Raw genomic sequence first — 24,344 nt, forward strand, 5'->3', positions numbered from 1 at the left:
TATTATTAATTTCTAAGAGGTTTCCCTTTCGTTAACATGTATTGAATTCTCTCTAATGATTTTCTTTCACCAGTTAAGGATAAGAAAGCTTCTCTTTCAAGATCTAATAAATATTGTTCCGTTACTAATGTTGGTTCAGATAAATCACCACCAGCCATTACATAAGCTAATTTGTTTGCAATTTTCTTATCGTGTTCAGAGATATATTTACCAGCTTCCATACTGTCTGTTCCTACTAAGAACATTCCTAAAGCTTGCTTTCCTAATACTTTAATGTCTTTTCTTCTAGGTGCTTGCGTATAGCCTTGTTCTGCCATTTGCAAAGCCACTTGTTTTGCAGTAGCAATTTGGCGGTCTTTATTAACAACAACTAAGTCTCTACCTTTTTGTAAAACTCCCAAATCGAATGCTTCATGAGCAGAAGTAGCTACTTTAGCCATACCTACTGTTAAAAAGTATTCTTGAAGTACGTTTAATTCTACATCATTTTTACGGAATAAGTCAGAAGCTCTTAAAGCCATTTCTTTAGAACCACCACCACCAGGAATTACACCAACTCCAAATTCTACTAAACCAATATAGGTTTCAGCAGCAGCAACAGCTCTATCGGCATGCATTGTTAATTCACAACCACCACCAAGAGTCATTCCGTGAGGAGCGGCAATTACTGGTATTGCAGAATAACGACAACGCATCATGGTGTCTTGGAACATTTTAATAGCCATGTTCAATTCGTCATATTCTTGCTCTACAGCCATCATGAAAATCATTCCTAAATTTGCACCAACAGAGAAGTTAGCTCCTTGGTTACCAATAACCAAACCGTTGTATTCTTTTTCAGCTATATCAATTGCTTTATTAATACCTTGAAGGACACCAGCACCAATAGAATTCATTTTTGAAGTAAATTCTAAGTTGATGATACCATCTCCTAAATCTGTAATGATAGAATCGCTATTATTCCATATTTTTTTGCTTTCGCGAATGTTATTTAGAATAATAAATGCATCTTGACCAGGGATTTTTTCTACTTTTTTATTTGTAATAGAGTAGAAGTGGGTAGCTCCATCTTTAACAGAATAAAAAGAAGTGTTTCCTGAAGCAATCATCTCGGTAACCCAAGCAGCTGGTTCGTATCCTTCCGCTTTCATCAATTCGATTCCTTTTTCAACACCAATAGCATCCCAAATTTCAAATGGACCATTTTCCCAACCGAAACCAGCTTTCATTGCATCGTCGATTTTGTAGAAATCCTCCGTAATTTCAGGAACACGGTTAGAACAATATTGGAACATTGCTGAAAAATTCTTTCTGTAAAATTCTCCTGCTTTGTCTTTTCCTTTTACTAAAACTTTGAATCTATCAATTGGTTTGTCAATTGTCTTCGTTAATTCTAAGGTAGCAAAAGAAGCTTTTTTATTCTGTCTATATTCTAAGGTGTCTAAATCTAAAGTAAGAATATCTTTTCCTTCTTTTTTATAGAAACCTTGTCCTGTTTTACTTCCCAACCAATTGTTGTCCATCATGGTTTGAACGAAAGCAGGTAGTTTGAATAATTCGTGAGATTCATCATTTGGGCAGTTCTCATAAATACCGTTAGCTACATGTACTAAAGTATCTAAACCAACCACATCTACTGTTCTGAAAGTAGCAGATTTTGGTCTTCCAATCACTGGACCTGTTAATTTATCTACTTCTTCAACAGTTAATCCCATTTCTTTTACTTGGTGGAACAAACTTTGAATTCCAAAAATTCCTATTCTGTTACCAATAAAAGCAGGAGTGTCTTTTGCAACAACTGAAGTTTTTCCTAAGAATTTTTCACCATAACCGTTTAAGAAATCTAATACTTCTTGTGATGTTTTTGGTCCAGGAATAATTTCGAATAATTTTAAGTAACGCGCAGGGTTAAAGAAGTGTGTGCCACAGAAATGTTTTTGGAAATCTTCACTTCTACCTTCACTCATAAAATGTATAGGAATGCCAGAAGTATTTGACGTAATTAGCGTACCAGGCTTTCTATATTTTTCAACTTGTTCAAAAACGAGCTTTTTTATATCTAATCGTTCAACTACAACTTCAATAATCCAATCTACATCAGCAATTTTTTTCATATCATCGGTAGTATTGCCTGTAGTAATTCTATTAGCAAAACTTTGATGATAGATTGGAGAAGGTTTCGATTTTAAAGCATTAGTTAAATGATCATTTACTAAACGATTTCTTACAGCCTTACTATCTAAAGTAAGTCCTTTTTTCTGTTCAACTTCTGTTAATTCTTTGGGAATTATGTCTAAAAGCAAAACTTCAACACCAATATTGGCAAAGTGACAAGCGATTCCGCTTCCCATAATTCCTGAACCAATAACAGCTACTTTTTTAATATTTCGTTTCATTTTGGTTATAATTTATTTTGTTTTTTTTTCTGTATATATTTGTTTTTCAGCTATCAATTCATTGATGATTTCCGCAACTTCCATAAAGTGTTGTAATTTTTCGTCTGAGACATGTTCTTTTATTGTTTCATTAAATTTTAACACCGTACTCTTCGATAATTCTCTTTTTTCTTTACCTTCTTCGGTGAGATGAATCAGTACACCTCTACCATCTGCTGGGTTTTTTTGTCTTTTAATAAGCCCTTTTTCTTCCATAGATTTTAAAGTTCTGGTTAAACTCGTAGCTTCCATTCCCATTTTTGGTCCCAAAGTGGTAGATGGTGTCCCTTTTTCTCTATCAATGCTTAATAAAGCAAACCCAGTGGCCATCGTAGCACCATATTTTGATGCTTCTTCGTTATACATTCTTGAGACCGCTTGCCACGTTGCTCTAAGTACATAATCTATTGTTTTGTCTTTCATAGATGGAATATAATTTCAAAGATAATAAAAAAATACTATGCATGCATAGTATTTTTGGATTTTTTTACATTAATTTTTTCTTAAAATAAAAAAGCTCACGAAAAACGTGAGCTCCTAAAATATTAACCATATATTTTAGAATATAAATCTTTATATTTTTCAAGTATAATTTTTCTTTTTAATTTCATTGTTGGCGTTAAATGTCCGCCTTCAATAGACCACACATCAGAAGTAAGTTCAAAACGTTTAACTTTTTCCCAATTGCCAAATTTTTCATTAGCTTCATCAATTTCTTCTTGAATTCTAGAAATTACTTCTTGGTTTTGAGCAATATCGTTATTAGTTGAACCAATATTAATCTTTTTGCGATTAGCCCAGTCTTTTATAAAATCAAAATTTGGTTGAATGATAGCCGCGGGCATTTTTTGTCCTTCACCAATTACCATAATTTGCTCTATAAATCTTGATTGTTTGAATGCGTTTTCTAAAATTTGAGGCGCAACATATTTACCACCAGAAGTTTTAAACATTTCTTTCTTGCGATCTGTAATTTTTAAGAATCCATCGGCATCTACTTCTCCAATGTCTCCTGTATGGAAATAGCCATTCTTTAATACTTCATCTGTTTTTTCTTTATCTTTATAATAACCTAACATTACATTAGGACCTTTATAAAGTATTTCTCCGTCATCTGCAATTTTTACTTCTCCGTCATTGATAAGTTTTCCTACTGTTCCAATTCTGAAACCATTTTCTCTCATATCATTTACAGAAATAACAGGAGAAGTTTCAGTTAAACCATATCCTTCCATTACATTCATACCCGCAGCATTGAATACCCTTGCTAATCTTGGTTGTAATGCAGCACTTCCACAAGCAATGACTTTAATATTTCCTCCAAGTGCTTCTGCCCATTTAGAAAAAATTAATTTTTTGGCTAACTTCAATTGTTGTTCATACCACCAACCATTTTGTCCGTAAGGCTCATATTTTAGACCAAGTTCAACAGCCCAAAAGAATAGTTTCTTTTTTATCCCTGTTAAATCTGTTCCTTTTGCAATAATTTTATCATAAACTTTTTCTAAAACCCTAGGAACAGCGGTCATTACCTGAGGTTTTACTTCTTTTAAATTATCGCTTAATGATTCTATTGATTCTGCAAAATAGATACTAACACCTGTATATTGGTATAAATATAAAAGCATTCTTTCATAAATATGGCAAACAGGTAAAAAGCTTAAAGCTCTGGTGTCTTTTGGTACAACTGGAAACCTTGGTGTACAATTAATTGCATTGCTCGCAATATTTTGGTGTGATAACATTACGCCTTTCGGTCTTCCTGTTGTCCCAGAGGTATATATAATAGTTGCTAAATCTGTTGCAGCAACACTATCTTTCCTTTTTTCAACTTCTTCTTGATTTGAATTGTCTTCTCCTAGTTGTAATAGTTCTTTCCAACTTTTACAACCTTTAATATCGTTATAAGAATATACTTCTTTTAATTTTGGAATATTATTTCTAACCGATTGTAATTTATTATATACTTCTTCATCAGAAACAAAGCAGTAAGTAGATTCAGAATGATTTAATACATATTCATAATCCTCAGCAGTTATTGTGGGATAGATTGGTACTGTTTGTGCACCAGTTTGTAAAATTCCAATATCGCAAATATTCCATTCTGTTCTGTTATTTGTAGAGATAAGTGCAATTTTGTCATTTTTTTGAACATCTAGTTTCAATAATGCTCGGGAAATAGCATTTGCTTTATCTAAATACTCTTTAGTAGAAGTTTTAACCCAAACACCGTCATACTTAGTTACTAAGGCATCGGATAAATTATATTTTTCCAATTGGTAATAGGGGAAATCAAATAGACGTGAAATTGTTGGCATAGTTTACTTTTTTAATAGAATGCAAATTATAAAATTATTATTAATTAACCAATTATTTATGAATATGTTAATTATTGTTATTAATTATTTGATAGTTAATATATTATGCATGCATAATATATTTTTTTTACGAAATTATAACTTTATAATTTACTTATTTTATTTAAAAAAATAGTTTTATATCCTTATTCACAAGTAAAAAAAGCATTTATATATTAATTTGATACCTTAAAATTTATAATTGTTTTTCATAAATTTACAAAAAAGAAAACACTAAATTACATGTTAAAAATTATTCTAAAGTGATATTATTGTTATTTTTGTAGCGAATTTTTAGCACATTTTAATGAAATCATTTTTTAGATTAGAAGAATATAAAGTTTTAGGGTATAGATTATTATTAGCTTATCTTTTTTATTTTATTGCAAGGGTAATATTTTACATCTATAACTATCATATTGTTGAAGTTGATTCTTTTTCAGATTTTTTAAATATTTCCTATCATGGATTGGCTTTTGATACTACAGCAATTTTGTATAGTAATGGACTATTTATTCTTTTATCTATAATGCCTTTTTTTATTAACGCAGGCGAGAAATATCAAAAAGGATTATTTTGGTTGTATTTTATTTCAAATTTAAGTGTCTATGCCTTAAATTTTATAGACCTTATATATTATAAGTATAATTTTTCAAGATTAACCATTGCCGCTTGGGATATTATTAAGCATGAGGAATCCAAAGGAGGCATGTTTTTTCGTTTTTTATTTACCTACTGGGATGTCTTTCTTTTGTTTTTTGTTGTTTGCGCATTATGGATTTTTTTATACAATAGAGTAAAGGTTAAAAATAATCAAGTAGTTACAAAAAAATGGGCTTATATAGCAAAATCAACAATAGGTTTGTTGGTTATTGCCACCTTGTGCGTTGGAGGTATTAGAGGAGATTTTAAGAAAAGTACCAGACCTATTAATTTAGTAGATGCTAATAGACATGTTAATAAAGTGCAACAAGCAGATTTAGTACTTAATTCGACATTTACTTTTTTAAGAACATTAGGGGTAAAGACATTTAAGAAAACAGATTTTAATATTCCTGATAATGTAATTCAAGAAAATTTTAAGCCAATTAAGTATTATCATTCAAACAATCCATCTAAGCCTAATATTGTTTTGATTATTACTGAGAGTTTGGGGAGAGAATATTGCGGTGCTTTTAATAAAAAAGCTAATATTAAAGACTATGTGAGTTATACTCCTTTTTTAGATTCTTTAGCAAATCATAGTATGATTTTTACTAATGCATACGCCAACGGATATAAATCCATTCATGGCATGTCTTCAATTATATCGGGAATACCTTCTTTTAAAGACGCATTTACTTCTTCTCCTTTTGCTAATCAAAAAATAGAATCTTTAGTTTCTTGTCTAAAAGGTAAAGGCTATGACAGTTCTTTTTTTCATGGTGCTCCAAATGGCTCTATGGGGTTTTTAGGATATGGAAATATATTAGGTTTTGATCATTACTATGGAATGACCGAATATGGTAATGATGCCGATTTTGACGGTTCTTGGGGTATTTGGGATGAGCCTTTTATGCAATTCATGAATACTACTCTAAATAAAAAACAACAACCCTTTTTTAGTACAATATTTACAGTAAGTTCTCATGAACCCTATGTTGTTCCTGAAAAATATAAAGGGAAGTTTCCCAAAGGAAATATTAAAATGCACGAATGTGTTGGCTATACCGATTTTGCATTTAAAAAGTTTTTTGAAGCCGCTAAAAAAGAGCCTTGGTATAATAACACCATATTTATAATAACAGCCGATCATTGTAATTTGGTTCATTATATGGAAGATTTTTACCATAACGTTATGAATAGATTAGCTGTTCCTATCTTAATTTATAAACCTAATAGTGATTTGATTGGAGAAAGAGATGAAATTGCACAACATATAGACATTTACCCAACAATACTAGACATGATTGGTTATGATAAACCTTTTAGAAGTTGGGGTAGGAGTCTTTTAACAAATGAAGAAGACATTTCACCCTATTTGATTAATTATAATTCAGGAAACTATTATTTTATGAAAGATGGGTATATTTGTGTGTTTGATGGAAATAAGGCAATAGGATTTTATGAGGAAAAGGATAAAAAATTAACCAACAATTTACTTTCAAAACGTAATAAAAACATGGATAAATTAGAAATAGCTTGTAAAGGTTTTATTCAAGATTATTTCAATACAATTATAGATAAAAAATTAGCAAAAAATTAATGAGATGAAGAAGAAAATAATTTATTTAATCCTTTTATTAGGAGTTGTTTATGGTGGTAAATATGTATATGACATGCATATTAACCATAATTTTGAAACAATTACAGAAGGTAAAGTATATAAAAGTGGAGTAATACCTCCAGATGAAATTGAAGATTATGTTAAAAAGTATGGAATTAAAAGTATTATAGATTTACGTTTCCCAGGAACGGGAGACGATGTAAACAATCCCGAAATTCCTTCAGAATTAATAGCAGAAAAAGAAGCTGTAGCAAAAATTAAAGGAGTAAATTATTTTAATAATGGTTCAGACCAAGTACCGCAACAACATAATTTAGATATGTTTTTTAAAATAATGGATAACCAAGATAATTATCCAGTCTTAATTCACTGCTATCATGGTGTTGGAAGAGCAGAAATGTATTCAGCAATTTATAGAATAGAATATGAAGGCTGGGATCCAAATGAAGCTAGAAAAAGTACTCGTTTTCTAACTAAATTCAGTTCATTTGATATTGGTAAACCGAAAGGAGATTATTTAAATAATTACAAGAGCAGAAAAGATAGTTTGAAATAATTGTTTATACATATAAAAAACGCCACCAATATCAATATTGTATTTGGTGGCGTTTTTATTAATAATTATCAATATCAAGTTTTTTCAGAATAATATTTTTCAAAAAGAAGAATAATGCTAAAGCCAATGCTGTAGCAAACTAAATCTAACCAAGAAAAGGAAGTGCCAATAAGTACCTTGGCGGTTTTTGAATGATCAAGACCTAACTTTTGAACAATATTTATATATTGTAGTATTTCAATCAAATAGGAAAAACAGAGCACAAAAAGCGCTATTGAAAAAACTGAAAATTTTAGAAATGTTTTAAAAAAACAAAACAATAAAAGAACGACTAATACGTCTCCAACATAAGGTCGGATAAAATTATCTTTTACATACAAAGCAATGAGTACTTCAATGATGAAAATTAGAATAGTTAAAATGAAAAATTTTTTATTGAAGCATAGCATATTTGTATTATAAATTTTTAGTTACTTCATCATGAATTTTTTCAATATCAATATCGATATTTTGTTGTTTTAAATGTTCTAACATTACTTTTAAGGTCATAGCATTTATGATTCTATTTTGACGGGTCAATTTTAACATTTGTAACATCCAGAAAAAACATACTACTGGAGTAGCAAATGAAAATAGCATGAGAAGAAAAGTGCTTCCGAAATTTAAATACATTTTTATATGGTTATAAGTTTTAATATTATTAAAAAATCGTGTTTTTTACTTTGCTTTGGAGTTCGTACTTAACAAATAGTTAAAACAAATTAAAAAAACACGATTTCTATATTATTCTACCTCAAAAAAGAGATGAAATTTTTAATTTTTTCTACAGAATTATCTTTTAAAAATTTAATAAACGCACTACCTATTATAGCTCCTTTTTGATATTCAGTTGCTTCTGCAAATGTTTGTTTGTCTTTAATTCCAAAGCCAACAATCTGTGGGTTTTTAAGGTTCATATTTGCAATTCTTTTAAAATAGTCAATTTGTTCTGGGCCAAAACCAGATTGACTACCAGTTACAGCAGCAGTACTAACCATATAGATAAAACTATCAGAATGATTGTCAATTTTTCGAATGCGCTCTTCAGAAGTTTGAGGAGATATTAAAAAAATATTTTTTAGACCATAACTTTGAAAAATATATTTATAGTGCCTTTCATATTCATCAATAGGTAAATCGGGTATAATAAAGCCATCAATACCAATTTCAGCACATTTCTGGCAAAATTTTTCAATTCCAAATTGCATCATCGGATTAAAATAGCCCATAATGATAAGTGGAATTTTTACAGTTTCTCTAATTCCTTTCAATTGTTCAAATAAAAGAGCTGTAGTCATTCCATTTTCGATTGCAATGGTGGAGCTTTCCTGAATTGTTGGACCATCTGCTAAAGGATCTGAAAAAGGCAATCCAATTTCAATCATATCGACACCGTTTTTTTCTAATTCATGAATAATTGGTACAGTATCATTTAATTTAGGGTATCCAGCTGTAAAATAGATGGAAAGTAATTTTTTATCTTCTTGAAGTTTAGTGTTAATTCTTTTCATTAGTTCATTTATTGTTTCAATGTATGTTTAAGAAATATAGGTTAAAACTTAAAATAATCAATATAGGTATTCAAATCTTTATCTCCACGACCAGAAAGATTAATAACAACAATATCTTCTGGCTTGAATTGTTTTTTATCCAATACAGCAAAAGCATGTGCTGTTTCAATTGCAGGAATAATTCCTTCTGTTTTAGAAATTTCTAAACCAGATTGCATGGCTTCATTGTCTGTTATCGAAATAAACTCCGCTCTATTCGTATCGTGCAAATGCGCATGAAGTGGACCAACACCAGGATAGTCTAATCCAGCAGAAATAGAGTAGGGCTCTGTAATTTGTCCATCTTCTGTTTGCATTAATAAAGTTTTACTACCATGAATTATGCCAATTTTTCCTAAAACAGAGGTTGCAGCACTTTCTCCTGAGTCAATTCCATGTCCAGCAGCTTCCACAGCTATAAGTTTAACCTCTTCATTTTCTAAAAATTCATAAAAAGCACCTGCAGCATTACTACCTCCTCCCACGCAAGCAATAACATAGTCTGGATTTTCTTTGCCTTCTAAGGTTTTAAGTTGTGTTTTTATTTCTTTAGAAATGACACTCTGGAATCGTGCTACCATGTCTGGATATGGATGCGGACCAACGACTGAACCAATAATGTAGAAAGTATCTATTGGGTTGTTAATCCAATCTCTAATAGCTTCATTTGTAGCGTCTTTTAATGTTTTTGAACCCGATGTAGCAGCGCGCACTTCGGCTCCAAGCATTTTCATGCGAGCCACATTTGGTGCTTGTCTTTTAATATCCACTTCTCCCATATAAACAATACACTCAAGCCCCATTAGTGCGCAAACAGTAGCAGTAGCCACACCATGTTGTCCTGCACCAGTTTCTGCAATAATACGGGTTTTGCCTAGTCTTTTTGCCATTAATATTTGACCAATCGTATTATTTACTTTGTGTGCTCCTGTATGACAAAGATCTTCTCTTTTTAAATATATTTTAGTTTTATATTTTTCAGATAAACGTTTCGCAAAATATAAAGGTGTTGGTCTCCCTACATATTGTTGTAGCAAATCATTAAACTCTTTTTGGAAAGAAGGTTCTGCAATGATTTTTAGATAATTTTCTTTCAATTCTTCTACATTTGGAAATAACATTTCGGGAATGAAAGCACCTCCAAATTTGCCATAGAACCCATCTTGGTCGACTGAATATTTAGTCTTCATATAATAATTTTTTTAATCGTCTTAGTTTAGAATAATTTTTGTAACCTGTTTTTTTCTCAAATCGGCTATTCACGTCTATGCCGTAACAATATCTTGCCTTGTGCGAATTTAAAAATGTTTTTATTGCATCTACACTTGTGAGTCCAATGCCACCACTCAAGAAAAAGGGTTTAGTTAATTGGTATTGGTCTAATAATCCCCAATCGAAAGTAATGCCATTACCTCCTGGTTGTTTTCCTTTTGTATCAAAAAGGAAAATATCAACTGCCTTTTCATAGTCTTGTAATATATCAAAATTAAATGTTTCATCAATAGAAAAGGCTTTAATAACTTCAATATTTAATGCTTTTACTTCATGACAAAATTCTGGACTTTCTTTTCCATGCAATTGAATGACTTCTAAATTGAACTGGTCAATTCTTTTTTTAATTTCTTCAATAGTTTCATTAACAAATACACCTACTTTTTTAATATCTTTTGGAATATCAATCATAGTTTCATCACTGTATTTTCGTTGTGAATTGTTCCAAAAAATAAAGCCCAAATAGTTTGGTTTAAGTGTGCAAATTTCCTCAATATTTTCAGGAAATTTCATGCCACATACTTTAAGTTTTACGTCCATTATACTATAGTTTTATTAATAAATTCTTTTGCTGTCTCACCAGGGTTTTCAGTCCTCATAAAGTGTTCTCCCATTAAGAAACCTTGGTATCCATATTCTTGTAATTCTTTAACAGCGGTAATTGTGTCTATTCCACTTTCTGAAACTTTTACAAAATCATCTGGAATATGTTTCGCCAATTCTTTACTGTACTCTAAACTTACATCAAATGTTTTTAAATTCCTATTATTCACACCAATCATGTCTAAACTTGGCATTATCGATTTTTCTAATTCCTCTAAGTTATGTACTTCAAGAAGTACTTCGAGTGCTAAACTTTGTGCAAATTCAGAAAGTTGTTTTATTTCTTCTCTTGTTAAAACCGCAGCAATTAGCAAAATAGTATCTGCACCATGTGCTTTTGCTTCTAAAATTTGATATTCATTAACTATAAATTCTTTTCTTAATAATGGAATATTTACAGTCGCCTTTGCAATTAGTAAATCATCTAAAGAACCTCCAAAATATTTTCCATCTGTTAAAACAGAAATACCACAAGCTCCAGCATTTTGATATCCTAAAACTACATCTTCGACAGAATGACTATTATTAATAGTTGGTTTGGATGGAGAACGTCTTTTATGTTCTGTTATTATTCCAGACAAACTATTTTTTAATAATTTACTCATAGAAGTTGTACGATTATTGAATAAAACTGAGGCTTCAAGCTGAGAAATTGGAATTATCGATTTTTTTAGTTCAACTTCTCTTCTTTTGTCTATGATGATTTTATCTAGGATGTTCATTTTTTTTATTTATTGAATGATTTAAAAATAGTTGTTTTACAATTTTTAACTTGTTTTTAAAATCTTAATTTTGATTGCTTATTTGAATTAATTTATTTAATTTTTCAAAAGCCTTGCCACTGGCTAAACTTTCTTGTGCCTTAGCTAGTGCTTCCTCATAGCTAATCTTTTCTACTGTTTGTATTGCAATAGCAGCATTTACACAAACTACGTTATTTTGTTCGATGCTTCCTTCTCCAGAAATTACGGTATGAAAAATTTTTGCCGATTCCTCCACTGTATTTCCTCCTTTTATTTTTTCTAAATTTACTTGTGGTAGTTTGAAATCGTTTGGACTTAATATGCTTTCAGATATATTGGAAATAATTTTAACATCGTCTGTTAAGGAAACTTCATCAAAACCACTAAGCCCATGAAGAATACTATAGTTAGTGTTTGTTGTTTGATATAGATAGGCATACATTCGAGCCAATTCTAAACTAAAAACACCCACCATTTGATTTTTTGGAAAAGAAGGGTTCACCATTGGACCAAGCATATTGAAAAATGTTTTTACGCCAAGTTCTTTACGAATGGGAGCAACATTTTTCATTGCAGGATGAAATAGAGGAGCGTGTAATATTGCAATATTTGTTTCTTCTATAGAACGAGTAAGAAAGTCGGTATCATTGGTAAATTTAACGCCCATTTTTTCCATCACGTTGCTAGAACCCGATATGGAAGAAACACCATAGTTTCCATGTTTTGCTACTTGAATGCCTGCACCTGCAACAATAAAAGAAGCTAAAGTAGAAATATTAAAAGTATTTTTGCCATCACCTCCAGTACCGCAAAGATCGATAGTATTATAGGCAGAAAAATCTACAGGTATGCAAAGTTCTAGTAATGCTTCTCTAAAACCCGATAGTTCTTCAATAGTAATGCTTCTCATCATATAGACCGTTAGAAAAGCAGCAATTTGATTTTGATTATAATTACCTGCAGAGATATTAACTAATACTTCTTTAGCTTCGTTTTTAGATAGAATTTCGTGATTTATTAATCTATTTAATATTGTTTTCATTTTGCAAAGTGATTTGTTTTAAAAATAATTTATAGCTAGAATAAATTAAGAAGTAAGCCAATTTTGTAAAATTTGTTTTCCATGAGGGGTCAATACGCTCTCAGGGTGATATTGCACACCTTTAATGTCATACCCCCTGTGTCTTAGCGACATAATTTGTCCGTTTTCATCTATCGAAGTAATTTCTAGCACGTCATGCGGGAAACCTTCTGTATCAACGACCCAAGAATGGTATCTGCCTACTTCGATACTATCAGGCAAACTTGTAAAAAGTGTATCATCTACTACTTTTGTTACTTTTGTGGCAACACCATGATAGACTTTTTCAAGATTGGTTAAACGTCCACCAAAAACTTCTCCAATAGCTTGCTGGCCAAGACAAACACCGAGAATACTTTTTGTTGGAGCATATTTTTTTATAACTTCTTTAAGCAAACCTGCTTCATCTGGAATGCCTGGTCCTGGAGAAAGTACTATTTTGTCGAATTTTTCTAATGCTTCTAATTCAAATTCATCATTTCGAAAAACGGTTACTTCTGCGTTAAGATCTTCCAAATAATGCACTAAATTATAGGTAAAACTATCGTAATTATCTATGACTACTATTTTCATTTTTATTCAATTTCAAGGTTAATATCCAAATGCTATCAACGCGTTTTTTAATTTATTTAAATTGTTTCTGCTAAATCCAAAGCTTTTTGTAATGCTCCTAATTTATTATAGACTTCTTGTGTTTCACTTTCTTCTGAAGAACTTTCTACAATTCCTGCACCTGCTTGAAAATGAAGTGTATGGTTTTTGCTCAAGAAACTACGAATCATAATTGCATGATTGAAGTTCCCTTCAAAATCCATGAAACCAATTGCACCACCATAAAGTCCTCTATTGGTAGTTTCAATACTTTCAATGAGTTCCATTGCTTTATATTTTGGTGCGCCACTAAGCGTTCCTGCTGGGAATGTGCGAGCTACTAAATTCATGAAGTTTTCACTATCTTTTAGTTTCCCAGTAACTTTAGAAACCAAATGAATTACGTGCGAAAAGAATTGTACTTCTTTATAGTTATCAACCTGAACATTAGTACAACTTCTACTCAAATCATTTCTAGCCAAATCAACCAGCATTACATGTTCACTGTTTTCTTTTGCATCTTCTCCTAATTTTTTAGCCAATTCAGCATCTTTTTCATCATTACCTGTGCGTTTAAAAGTTCCTGCAATAGGATGAATCTCTGCGTTTTTGTCTTTAATTACCAATTGTGCTTCTGGGGAAGAACCGAAGATTTTAAAGTTTCCATAATCAAAATAAAATAGGTAAGGAGAAGGATTAATGCTTCTTAATGCTCTATAAACGTTAAATTCGTCTCCTTTAAAAGGTTGTGAAAACCGACGAGACAATACCAATTGAAAAACGTCTCCACGATGGCAGTGTTTTTTTGCTAAACTTACATATTCTTTAAATTGATTATCGGTTAAATTAGAATAGCCTTCTCCAGATTTTGAAAAAGTGAAAGAAGCAAAGTTTTTAGATTGAAGTAATTGATGAATTTCATCGGTATTGTCTGAGTTATCAATACTATGACAAAAAATATAGGCTTCATTCTTAAAATGATTAATTGCTATAATGTTTTGGTAAATAGCATAATAAATTTCGGGTATTTTATTGTCTTGTGACTTATTCGCTATAGTAATACTCTCAAAATGTTGAATGGCATCATATGAAATATAACCAAACAAACCATTATTAATAAATTTAAACTCAGACTCATCGGCAATAAATTGTTTAGAAAAGTTACCTAATTCATTCACAATATTGACCGATTTATCAATGGGAATAATCTCAGAATAATTATTAGGGAATGTAGTTTCTATTTTATGATTCTCTACTTTGAAAGAAGCAATAGGGTTGAAACAGATGTATGAAAAAGTATTGTCATTCGCATGATAGTCACTACTTTCCAATAATATACTATTTGGAAATCTGTCCCTAATTTTTAAATAAATACTAACAGGGGTAATAGTATCTGCTAATATTTGTTTGTGTGATGTGTGTAGTTTATAGGTTTTCATTTTATTTGTTTTCTTATTATTAAGAATTAATTTTTGTCATAAAAAAAAAGGCTTGTCGTGAATGACAAGCCTTTTATATGTATTTATTTTTAATTTATACTATAGCAGGATTTGATCACGACGTCAGACGTAAGTTGCTCCACCACCAAGTATTGTTTAAAAATAGTTTCATTTCTTTCTTTGTAATTGATATGCAAATATAGCAAAAGTTTATTTTTATACACAAGTATAAATAAAAAAAAGTCCAAAAATATTTTTGGACTTTTTTTTATAGCAATTATTGTTTTGATTATTAGAAATTTAAAGTAACATCTAATTCAAATTCATCATAAATAGTTTTGTCTCCTAAATTATCGAAGAAAGAGCCAGAACCATATTTAATATCATATTTTGCTCTATCCACAATTACTTTAGTAGTAGCTGTATTTCCATTTACAGTAATATCAAAAGTAACAGGATTAGTTTTTCCTTTAATTGTTAAATCTGCCGTTACAGTAGTAACATTATTTCCTTTGTCTGCCACTGTTTTAAAAACCAATTTAGCAGTTGGAAATTTTGCAACACCAAAGAAATCATCCGATTTTAAGTGTCCATCTAATTTTCCTTTATAGTCTCCCGACAAATCTGTAGTGTTAATAGTCGTCATATCTACAGTGAAATTTCCACCAACCAATTTACTACCATTAAAAACTAAAGCACCTTCTTTTAGTTTAATGTCTCCATTATGTTGCCCTGTTACTTTTTTTCCTAACCATTCAATCTTACTTTTTGTAGCATCAACTTTCTTTGTCGTTTGAGCGTTAATTGTAAAAGTAACGAATGCAATTAATCCGAATGCAGCTGTTTTAAAATTTTTCATTTTGTTTTTTTTAAGTGTTTATTAATTAAATTGTTTTGAATAATTCTTCGTTTGGTTTTCTAACTTTAGGATAATGTTGTGTGGCATCTTCTTCATGACGATATCCAACTGTTGCCACTAATGAAGCATTCAATCCTAATTCGTTTAATCCTAAGATAGTATTATATTTTTGAGGTTCAAAACCTTCCATTGGAGTTACGTCTATCTTTAAATCTGCAGCAGCGTTCATCAAATTGGCTAATGCTAAATAGGTTTGTTTAGAAGTCCAAATTGCTTTGGTTTCAACAGGTAGCGGCACAATATTAGTTTTCATCATATCGCTAAAACCTTTCAAATCTTCTAATTTCAAATTTCTTGTTTTTGCCATATTGTTTAAATAATCATCAATATGTTTTTCTTGAATATCAACAATGTTAGCAAACACAAATAGGTGAGAAGCGTCCACAATTTGCGTTTGTCCCCAAGAAACAGGTTGCAATTGTGCTCTCACTTCAGGATTTTCAATGATAAAAACCTGATAGGGTTGCAATCCATAGGAAGACGTACTCAAGCGAATCGCTTCTTTTAATTGCTCTAAATCTTCCGCTGATATTTTTTTGGTGCTATCAAACTTTTTTGTAGCATATCGCCAATTTTGGCTTTCTAAAAATGTACTCATATTTAAATTTCTCTAAGTTTCTCTAATAAATCGTTTAATTTTTCTAATTCTTCGTTGGTTAAATTTTTGGTAAACAAGGCATCATGTTCATCTATTAAAGGGTCTAATTCCGCTAGTACTTTTAAACCTTTTTCTGTAATTTTAACTTCTATTTTGCGTCTATTATCTGGACAAACATTTCTTTCAACCATTTTTTTTAGGAGCAATTTATCTATCAACCGTGTGGTATTACTATTTTTAGTCACCATACGTTCCAAAATATCTTGCATATTTAGTGGCTTTCCTTTTTGCCCTCTTAATATTCTTAATACATTATACTGTTCACTAGATATTTCAAAAGGCTTCAATAATTCATTAAATTTATCACCAATGAAATTTCTTGTAAAACTTAAATTGAGCATCACTTTTTTGGTTATGCTTAGTTTTACGGTACTTTTTATTTGTTGTTCAATGTTCATTTGTAGCTACTTTATTTGTATGTACAAATGTAATACATTTTGTCATTTGTATATACAACTATATGATAATTTTTTGTTAATTTTTTATGTATGTAGTATTCATAGCCTTTTGAAATACAATTTAGGATAGGGCTAATACCTTAAAGTTATACCTAACTATTAGAAAAAAATGTTTCAGATTATAGTATTTAAACTGATTCTAAAAATTGTATAACCTATTGGATGTTCAAATAAAGCATAGTATTTTTGAAAAAAATATAACTATGAATTTAGATCAACAAAACTGGTGGAGCAAATTTCTAACCGATGAAAAAGGGGTGTTATTAGATGTTCGCACAGAAGACGAAGTAAATAGAGGAAAAATTCCAGGTTCAATTAATATTGATATTTTTAAAGGACAGGGGTTTATCTATGAAATAGATGCACTAGATAAAAATAAAAACTATTATGTGTATTGTGCAGCAGGAGCAAGGAGCGCAAATGCATGCAACATTATGAGAGAGCTTGGTTTTGAAAATGCCTTTAATTTAATTGGTGGTTTTTCTGAATGGACAGGCCCAACAGAATAAAAAAACATCTGTGTTTCTAATTTTCAATTAAAACAGATAGAAAAAGAACAAATTTTCAATTTTATAGAGAAAAAGCTTTCTATTTTCTTTTAAAAAATGAAAGACTCTTTAAAATATTAGAAAGAGGATGCCTAAAAAGTTAGTAGTCGTTCCATTTGTAAAAGTGGCAAACTAGACGTTGACTTATAACTCTTTGGACACCCTCTTTTTTTGCTAAAGAATAGGATAGTATGGCTTACTCTTTCATTATTTTTTTCATTTTCTTAGTAGGTTTACAATTATTACTAGCAACCTTGCAATAATCAATCAATAAAATGGTAACCTCAGCATGTAATGCTTCATCTGTAAATTTTTTATCAGGGTTTTCAATAACAAGTTTCGACATTCCAGCTAAATACATTGCAAATAAACTATCATTACCATCAGTCAGCTCAACAGCAGAAGAATCAATATTGAAAGTATAGTCTGTACCTTCCATCCATTTAAGAATAAATTGCGCAGCAGTCAACCTGTTGAGATCGTCTTTTTTTACTGGATTTAAAAATAAATAATTTGCACATTCAATTACTTTCTTTTCGGCATTTATAAAATCTTGTTTAGAAGAAAGCGGATATTGGTCCAAATCGGTTAGATTCTGTCCGATAGTAGTAAGCGAAAAAACACTAAAAAAAATAAAGAATACAAATGGTTTCATGTAGGTGAATATTTAAAAATAAAAACGAATATATAAAAAAAGTAAGAAGCTTATGTTAAAAGAACAACTAAAGTTTTTTGTCATTAGAAATTAAACATCATATTTAATTTATCATTAACCATCAACAAGTAACCATCAATAATTACTAATATTGCAGAAAGATTAAAAATGTATCCAGAAAAATATATTTACTGCCTTGAAGGAGTTGCCGACATCGACAAAGCAAATAAAAGTCAAATACTTCCTTCATTAGAAAACCTAGCACTACATTTTGGAATAACCAACGTCTATAAAACCTGCGATACGATTGAAGGTCTAGAAGAAAGTTTGAGTACGCTGCTCTATGAAGATAAAAACTTTAAAGACTATGCCATTCTCTATTTAGCCTTTGAAGGAGAAGGAAATAATATAGAATTAGACAATTATTATTATACATTAGAAGAAATAGCTGAGTTTTTTGAAGGCAAACTAACCGATAAAATCATTCATTTTACCAATACCATGCGTTTGGATCTAGACGAAGAAAGCGCACAATATTTTCTAGACGTTACAGGAGCAAGAGCCATCTCTGGATATAACAAACCGGTGCCCATATTAAGCACCGTCCTAGACAATCCCTATTTTGCACTCTGTCAAGAATATGACGATGTTGTCGCGCTTGTAGAAGAACTCTATGATAGACACTATGCCTTGTGTAGCACACTAGGTTTTGTGTTGTATTATTGAGTGTAAAGTTAAAAGTTGAAAGTCAAAAGTTGAAAATGTTTAGATTACGGAATATGACAATGATAACTTGTTTTTGTTTTAAAAATGCAGCCCTAGCATTTGCTAGGGCTGTAAATGTTTTATTAACTTATTTTTAGGTGAGTAGGTTTATAGTTTATTCTATCACATAAACTACTTAATATGCCCAATAACAATTATCTACTTTATAATCTTCACCTGAAGTCTTTAAAGTAGCATGAAAATCACCTGAAAAATAAATATTAAAAGGATTTGAAGGCAATATATTAAAAGTACCGTGAACAACAAGATCGTTAGCTCCGTAATTTGATATAAATCCAGAGTTAAATGAATGTATTACATTCTGTCTACTTCTTGCAACTATTGATAAATTTTTTATTTCTTTAAGTGTACTATCACCTGAACGTTTCCAAAATTTGCCATGTAGCCATTCGTATTTTATTCTAACGCCATAATCTACTCTTAAATATCCTATATAATAGGTGTTTACATAGGCTTCGAATACGAACTTTACTGGTGCTTGATTGTGATCATTAAATCTTTTTTGATACTTAGCATCTACCCAAGCTCTTTGGCTTTTTTCTTCACCTTGATTTAAAAATTTTCTCTCTACCTTAACATTGTATATTTCTACATTGTCATAATTTGATGTTCTATTTTCTTTGGCGTTTTCTTTGACTTTACGAAGTAATTCTTCTTCTCCATTTTTAATAACGTATTGTTTCCAATCCATTATAAAAATTAATTCAGAGCCAATTTTCACTTCTCTATCTTCATTGTAGAAATTTAAAACGAAATCTGCATATTCCATTTCGTATTCTTTGGCTGTTTCTTTTAAAGAATGAAATCCTTTTTCTTTTAAATTAGTTTCTAATTCTTTCATTAAAAATTCGTCTTGTAAGTACTTATTAAACTGATCTTTGTCTTTAAAAACTAATCTACCGTTTTCAATTTGTGGTACATTACTTTTTTGTTCCAAAGCTGTTAAGTTTACATCTTCTTCATTTGAACAAGAAAAAAATGCAGATAAGAACATCATAACCATAATACTAGGTAATCTCTTTAACTTTTTCATAATTTTGTTTACTGTTAATAATTAATCTAATTTTGTTATACAAATTTAATTGTTAAATCAATAAGAATAATCACCCGAAAAAGGTGATTATTAAATGGTTAAGTTCGGAAAACTAAACTATCTTTAAAACATTTATCTATCCAGACAAATATATTTTCTGCCTATATAGTGTAGCGGATCTAACTTAAAACAATAAAAGCCAAATACATCCTTCGTTAGAAAACCTAGTACTACATTTCAGAATTCAATTGCAACAACTTGTTTTTGTAACATATCTGTATTTATGGATTGTCTTATAAATAGAGTATTAAACCAAAAAATATCCGTAATTCAAAAGTTGAAAGCTATTTGGTTGTGAAATACAAAAATAAAAACTTGTTTGTGTTTTTAAAATTATATTCTATTTGTGCAATTATCCTATGAATAGTATATAGATTCAAAATATAAATACCCGTAGCCTAATGGTTAAAAAGTTAAAAATGGTTTGACTAGGTAAGTGGTAATGATAACTTGTTTTTATTTTTAATACATGTTTGTATATTGTTTTATATAACCAAAAAATGATTATTTACATAACAAACAAATTTTAAACTCTCACAATCTTCATCCGCAAACATTTACTACCCAAAACTAAATCCAGAAAACAAATTGCATATTGATATTTAACTGCTTATCTTTACTTTAAAATAAGCAAAAATGAGTTCTACAGAATTTTTAATTTCTTTTAGTACAATAATGATGATGTTGAGCCTCATCTCAGAAAGAGCCTCAAATTTTGCAAAACTTTATTTTCAAGGAAAAAAATTATACATACCATTTCTATATCGATACAAGAAGAAATGGATAACCCACTTAGAAGTAAAACTAGACATATTATCCTATAGACAACCCACCTTAGCAGGAGAAAAAGAACGCGAATACCGATTATTGGTTATTAATATATTGATAGGAATTATTGTAGCAACAGTAGCCAATGCCAATTTATTCGAAATTATAAGATCCATTAAAAATGTCAATAAGGAACTTCCAATTAGTGGTTATGACATCACAGCATTCAACGAAAAACACCTCATTGGGTTCTTATATATGTTTTTTTTCATTTGGTCAGTAAGTCTCATTCTATTTACTAGACTGCCTGAATATCACATCAAAATTAAACAAAAAGTATATAAATATCCTTTTCTATTTTGGGTATTCACAACCATAGTTTTCGTTTTATATGGTGCAATCTATAAAGAAAAGGAATACCTTTCTATTGTGACACATACGCTAGGCTTTGTTTTAGTGGGACTTTTCATTAGTCTAGGTTCCAAGTTTTGGCACGATATACTAGACATTCTTTTCAAATTAAAAAACACCCAACGTCTTTTAGCAGATGCTAAAACCTATACCAATTATGACAGTGCCGAAGAGTTGCTTGCACTAGCCAACACCTCACAATATGATGTAGCAGAACAGCTTTTTGAATTATACAAAGAAGAACTTGCAGCCATTGATGGAGTAGTGTCTTACGGATTGAATACCGTTCTCGATGAAAATACAAAACTCTACAAAAAAATAATAGAAGTAGAATTCATTAATGAGGAAGCACAAGGAAAACTGCAAAACATTACAATAAGTGGTTCCATAACAGTAAACTACAACACCTTCTATTTAAAAGATTACCTAGTATATCGTTATACCACCCAATTAATTGCCATTTCTGCAATAGAATCTCAGCCAGTTTGCTATGCCTACAATGCCAACTCATTAAACACCAACCCTTCGAAAGGTTCTTTTTCGGTTTATAAAGAAGGCGATAATTATTATGCCATTGGCAACCTGCATGTTTTTGCAGACGATGAAGAGTTTAAAGCATTTGAAAACAACCCCAACCATGAACTAGTGCATCGAACAGTTCAATTTGTTGTTAATGACAATGCCACTCAAACAGGAACCATTATAGATTATACTTTTGGAAACATAGAAGGCTATAGTCTTGACCGTTGCGTTTGCGAAATTAAAAAAGAACTCTATGAACTATTTTTAGCACAAATTGATATTAATAAGCTAATAGACATTGATGAAAATGGCATGCGCATGTTTGGTGCCTATACCAAATATACTCGTTTTCATCCCTATAGAAAACCAACTACGTGCTATGTAGCCTATAATGGCTTTAGAAACAGAAAAGAAATGTATTTATTTAAAATAGGAACCTCAACACCTGGAATTCAAAACGTGAGCAAAGGAGACAGCGGAGCCACCATCTATTACAAAATAAAAAGCAAAGACAACACCGAACTTTTGGCAACAGGGATTTTAGTTGCCAAGAGCGATAATTATGCATATATTTTTAGAGGAGAATTATTTACAAACACCAATACACTCGAATTATGGAAAAATGGATCACAAGTTTAGCCTTTTTGCTTGCATTCCACTGCGTGCAAGCTCAAATAGAAGTAGCAGTAAAAAAAGAACAATTAACTATTAATGATACTGCTACAAACAAAAGCAGTATTGTCATAGTAAGCACAGAAGGAGGAGAAAATTATGAAATTAAAATTTCAGATTATCCCAATCTAGAACAAGATAAAGAGCTTAAATATAAAGGAATAAACTATAAAATAATTTCGGAGAAGCAGAAAATAGTCTTTTGGAAAGAAGGAGAAAATGAAAAAGACCACGGACAAGATATTTATTTTTGCCCAAGTAAAACACAATTCAGCAAAGAGCTTTCAAAATGCGGAGCAACCAACACATTGCAAGCACCAAACTATGCAATGGTGCATCAAATTCCGTTTCCTTCTTTTCAGGAACCAGATGATACGAAGTTACTAGCCAATAAATCCAATAGATACTTAATTATTGATGCTAGTGCCAATCATAACAAAAAAATAAACAATAGCCTTTTTAAAGCAAAAGATGTAGCTTCTTTTGGAGAAACAGTAGAAACCACTAAGGTAACTGCAAAATCAGATGCATTGCCAATTAATGAAAAAACAGAGGAGTTTGATAAGAATTTCACTAAAGCCGATGCATTACCTGTGAATGCTAGCGTTACCATTTTCATTAGAAATTATAATTTTCACGATTTAGAAAAAATAAGCGTAGCCATGACAGGAGCAGACTTTTCCTATAGCTATAGCATTAAAGACATACTAGCGCAACTAAAAGACAAAGTAGCAGAGACAGAAGAAAAAGGAACAGAAGCTACATCAAATGAAGGTAAGGAAAAATTAAACAACGATTTAAGCAATATATTGGCCAAATTTAAAAGCTATACCTATTTAAATCTAAACGATTTATACAAAATTGAAGAATACAAAAGACAATTGTATCAATACTATGAAAAAAACTATGCCACTTTCGGAGAAGAGGAAGTAGCCATTTTTAGCGAAATACTACATTGGTATCCAACCTATTTATCCATTACACCCATTGCCATTACGGTTCCAGAAAATGATGAAGTAGCCATAAATGTTACCCTAAAAAACAAAAACGATGACACACCCTACCAAAACAAAGTGGGACAGTTTAAAACCACAGGAGGCATTGGTTTCAACCTAGGAGGCATGTTCTATATTACCAATTTAAAAAACAACTCGGTCTATACTAAAGCTTCCGAAACAACAGGAAAGGTGAGAGCCTTTATGAACGGAGACAACCAAAGTTCTGTAGGTATAGGCCTAAATTCTGAAATCTATTTTAGAACAGGCTATTTAGTGCGTCCTACTTTAAACATGGGCTTTTTTCTTCCCTTCGATGAGGACTTAACACCCTTTGGAGCTATTGGTCCTGGAATAAGCATAGCCTCTAAAAAAGTGAAATTTAGTCTTTCTTGGGGATTAGCAGTAGGGAAAATAAACGCCATTAAAGAACAATATAAAGATGTAGAAATTGACCCAACCGATCTAACCAACGACCAATTAGGTGAGAAGGTATGGCGTTTTGGTAACTATTTTGGGTTTGGGCTCACATATAATTTATAAACCATAGCATAGCGCATCATAAAGAAACCTGTAGAACAATTTGTTTTGCGGGTTTTTTCTGTTGTCTGTTCTCTGTTGTTTGTTTGTTGTCTGTGTGGACAACAGCGAACTGAAAACCCCAATCTTGTCATCCTGTAAGGATCCCATAAGAAGCTCAAAAAAAACTAATTAAAGCTAAGCGCTTTTCTATGTTCCTATGTGGTTTAAAACCAAGCACACAAACCAAATCCACCATCTTGTCATGCTGAAAGCATCCCATAAGAAGCTCAAAAAAAACTAATTAAAGCGAAGCGTTTTCCTATGTTCCCATGTGGTTTAAAACCAAGCACACAAACCAAATCTACCATCTTGTCATGCTGTAAGCATCCCATAAGAAGCTCAAAA

General features: G+C 30.9%; 23 protein-coding genes. 6 read left to right on the forward strand and 17 right to left on the reverse strand.

The annotated features are described in order from the left end of the window. Positions 1 to 5: 5 nt before the first annotated feature. From ACZ49Z_RS16205 to ACZ49Z_RS16215, 3 genes are all read right to left on the reverse strand, one after another. Complete coding sequence (locus ACZ49Z_RS16205) at positions 6 to 2,396, reverse strand: 3-hydroxyacyl-CoA dehydrogenase/enoyl-CoA hydratase family protein (RefSeq protein WP_464305343.1); 2,391 nt, start codon at positions 2,394 to 2,396, stop codon at positions 6 to 8. A gap of 12 nt (positions 2,397 to 2,408) precedes the next feature. Then, positions 2,409 to 2,858 (reverse strand): MarR family winged helix-turn-helix transcriptional regulator, encoded by a 450-nt coding sequence (locus ACZ49Z_RS16210; protein ID WP_464305344.1) that lies wholly within the window; start codon positions 2,856 to 2,858, stop codon positions 2,409 to 2,411. Between the two features lie 122 nt (positions 2,859 to 2,980). Then, positions 2,981 to 4,753: an AMP-dependent synthetase/ligase gene (locus tag ACZ49Z_RS16215; protein ID WP_464305345.1), complete on the reverse strand. Its 1,773-nt coding sequence runs from the start codon at positions 4,751 to 4,753 to the stop codon at positions 2,981 to 2,983. 346 nt (positions 4,754 to 5,099) lie between these two features. Here ACZ49Z_RS16215 and ACZ49Z_RS16220 point away from each other — a divergent pair, with 346 nt between their 5' ends. Continuing rightward, a complete protein-coding gene (locus ACZ49Z_RS16220; RefSeq protein WP_464305346.1) occupies positions 5,100 to 7,037 on the forward strand; it encodes an LTA synthase family protein in 1,938 nt (645 codons plus the stop codon). A 4-nt stretch (positions 7,038 to 7,041) separates the two neighbouring features. After that, positions 7,042 to 7,614, forward strand: a complete 573-nt coding sequence (locus tag ACZ49Z_RS16225) for a dual specificity protein phosphatase family protein (protein WP_464305347.1) — start codon at positions 7,042 to 7,044, stop codon at positions 7,612 to 7,614. A gap of 74 nt (positions 7,615 to 7,688) precedes the next feature. Here the strand turns inward: ACZ49Z_RS16225 and ACZ49Z_RS16230 are convergent, their stop codons facing one another. From ACZ49Z_RS16230 to ACZ49Z_RS16285, 12 genes are all read right to left on the reverse strand, one after another. Continuing rightward, on the reverse strand, positions 7,689 to 8,063 hold the full coding sequence (locus ACZ49Z_RS16230) for a ribosomal maturation YjgA family protein (RefSeq protein ID WP_464305348.1): 375 nt from the start codon (positions 8,061 to 8,063) through the stop codon (positions 7,689 to 7,691). A 7-nt stretch (positions 8,064 to 8,070) separates the two neighbouring features. Next, the gene (locus tag ACZ49Z_RS16235) at positions 8,071 to 8,286 is read right to left on the reverse strand and encodes a hypothetical protein (protein WP_464305349.1); all 216 of its coding nucleotides are present in this window, start codon (positions 8,284 to 8,286) and stop codon (positions 8,071 to 8,073) included. A 116-nt stretch (positions 8,287 to 8,402) separates the two neighbouring features. Next, positions 8,403 to 9,164, reverse strand: coding sequence for a tryptophan synthase subunit alpha (gene trpA, locus ACZ49Z_RS16240; protein WP_464305350.1), 762 nt, complete (start codon positions 9,162 to 9,164; stop codon positions 8,403 to 8,405). 41 nt (positions 9,165 to 9,205) lie between these two features. Beyond that, complete coding sequence (gene trpB / locus ACZ49Z_RS16245; RefSeq protein ID WP_464305351.1) at positions 9,206 to 10,393, reverse strand: tryptophan synthase subunit beta; 1,188 nt, start codon at positions 10,391 to 10,393, stop codon at positions 9,206 to 9,208. Then, entirely contained in the window at positions 10,383 to 11,015 is a 633-nt protein-coding gene (locus ACZ49Z_RS16250) for a phosphoribosylanthranilate isomerase (RefSeq protein ID WP_464305352.1), read from the reverse strand. The genes trpB and ACZ49Z_RS16250 overlap by 11 nt, the downstream gene beginning before the upstream one ends. Then, positions 11,015 to 11,800, reverse strand: a complete 786-nt coding sequence (trpC, locus tag ACZ49Z_RS16255; protein WP_464305353.1) for an indole-3-glycerol phosphate synthase TrpC — start codon at positions 11,798 to 11,800, stop codon at positions 11,015 to 11,017. Before trpC ends, ACZ49Z_RS16250 begins: the two co-directional genes overlap by 1 nt. A 64-nt stretch (positions 11,801 to 11,864) precedes the next feature. Beyond that, entirely contained in the window at positions 11,865 to 12,863 is a 999-nt protein-coding gene (gene trpD / locus ACZ49Z_RS16260) for an anthranilate phosphoribosyltransferase (RefSeq protein WP_464305354.1), read from the reverse strand. Between the two features lie 45 nt (positions 12,864 to 12,908). Next, positions 12,909 to 13,475, reverse strand: coding sequence for an anthranilate synthase component II (locus tag ACZ49Z_RS16265; protein WP_464305355.1), 567 nt, complete (start codon positions 13,473 to 13,475; stop codon positions 12,909 to 12,911). A gap of 56 nt (positions 13,476 to 13,531) precedes the next feature. Further along, positions 13,532 to 14,932, reverse strand: coding sequence for an anthranilate synthase component I family protein (locus tag ACZ49Z_RS16270; RefSeq protein WP_464305356.1), 1,401 nt, complete (start codon positions 14,930 to 14,932; stop codon positions 13,532 to 13,534). 292 nt (positions 14,933 to 15,224) lie between these two features. Further along, positions 15,225 to 15,791, reverse strand: coding sequence for a YceI family protein (locus ACZ49Z_RS16275; RefSeq protein WP_464305357.1), 567 nt, complete (start codon positions 15,789 to 15,791; stop codon positions 15,225 to 15,227). 25 nt (positions 15,792 to 15,816) lie between these two features. Beyond that, the gene (locus ACZ49Z_RS16280) at positions 15,817 to 16,449 is read right to left on the reverse strand and encodes an NAD(P)H-dependent oxidoreductase (RefSeq protein ID WP_464305358.1); all 633 of its coding nucleotides are present in this window, start codon (positions 16,447 to 16,449) and stop codon (positions 15,817 to 15,819) included. 2 nt (positions 16,450 to 16,451) lie between these two features. Beyond that, positions 16,452 to 16,907 carry a MarR family winged helix-turn-helix transcriptional regulator gene (locus tag ACZ49Z_RS16285; protein WP_464305359.1) on the reverse strand — a complete coding sequence of 152 codons (456 nt, stop codon included), beginning with the start codon at positions 16,905 to 16,907 and terminating at the stop codon, positions 16,452 to 16,454. A 263-nt stretch (positions 16,908 to 17,170) separates the two neighbouring features. Here ACZ49Z_RS16285 and ACZ49Z_RS16290 point away from each other — a divergent pair, with 263 nt between their 5' ends. Continuing rightward, positions 17,171 to 17,476: a rhodanese-like domain-containing protein gene (locus ACZ49Z_RS16290; protein ID WP_464305360.1), complete on the forward strand. Its 306-nt coding sequence runs from the start codon at positions 17,171 to 17,173 to the stop codon at positions 17,474 to 17,476. 235 nt (positions 17,477 to 17,711) lie between these two features. On the opposite strand, the gene ACZ49Z_RS16295 is transcribed toward ACZ49Z_RS16290, so the two are convergent. After that, positions 17,712 to 18,170, reverse strand: a complete 459-nt coding sequence (locus tag ACZ49Z_RS16295; RefSeq protein ID WP_464305361.1) for a hypothetical protein — start codon at positions 18,168 to 18,170, stop codon at positions 17,712 to 17,714. 168 nt (positions 18,171 to 18,338) lie between these two features. Here ACZ49Z_RS16295 and ACZ49Z_RS16300 point away from each other — a divergent pair, with 168 nt between their 5' ends. Then, positions 18,339 to 18,896: a DUF6642 family protein gene (locus ACZ49Z_RS16300; protein WP_464305362.1), complete on the forward strand. Its 558-nt coding sequence runs from the start codon at positions 18,339 to 18,341 to the stop codon at positions 18,894 to 18,896. A 175-nt stretch (positions 18,897 to 19,071) separates the two neighbouring features. On the opposite strand, the gene ACZ49Z_RS16305 is transcribed toward ACZ49Z_RS16300, so the two are convergent. Further along, positions 19,072 to 19,989: a hypothetical protein gene (locus tag ACZ49Z_RS16305; RefSeq protein ID WP_464305363.1), complete on the reverse strand. Its 918-nt coding sequence runs from the start codon at positions 19,987 to 19,989 to the stop codon at positions 19,072 to 19,074. Between the two features lie 696 nt (positions 19,990 to 20,685). Between ACZ49Z_RS16305 and ACZ49Z_RS16310 the strand changes: the two genes are divergently transcribed. Beyond that, the gene (locus tag ACZ49Z_RS16310; protein ID WP_464305364.1) at positions 20,686 to 22,389 is read left to right on the forward strand and encodes a hypothetical protein; all 1,704 of its coding nucleotides are present in this window, start codon (positions 20,686 to 20,688) and stop codon (positions 22,387 to 22,389) included. After that, the gene (locus ACZ49Z_RS16315) at positions 22,365 to 23,960 is read left to right on the forward strand and encodes a hypothetical protein (protein WP_464305365.1); all 1,596 of its coding nucleotides are present in this window, start codon (positions 22,365 to 22,367) and stop codon (positions 23,958 to 23,960) included. The genes ACZ49Z_RS16310 and ACZ49Z_RS16315 overlap by 25 nt, the downstream gene beginning before the upstream one ends. The last annotated feature ends 384 nt before the right edge of the window (positions 23,961 to 24,344 follow it).

The organism is Flavobacterium sp. KY-23415, assembly GCF_055384985.1.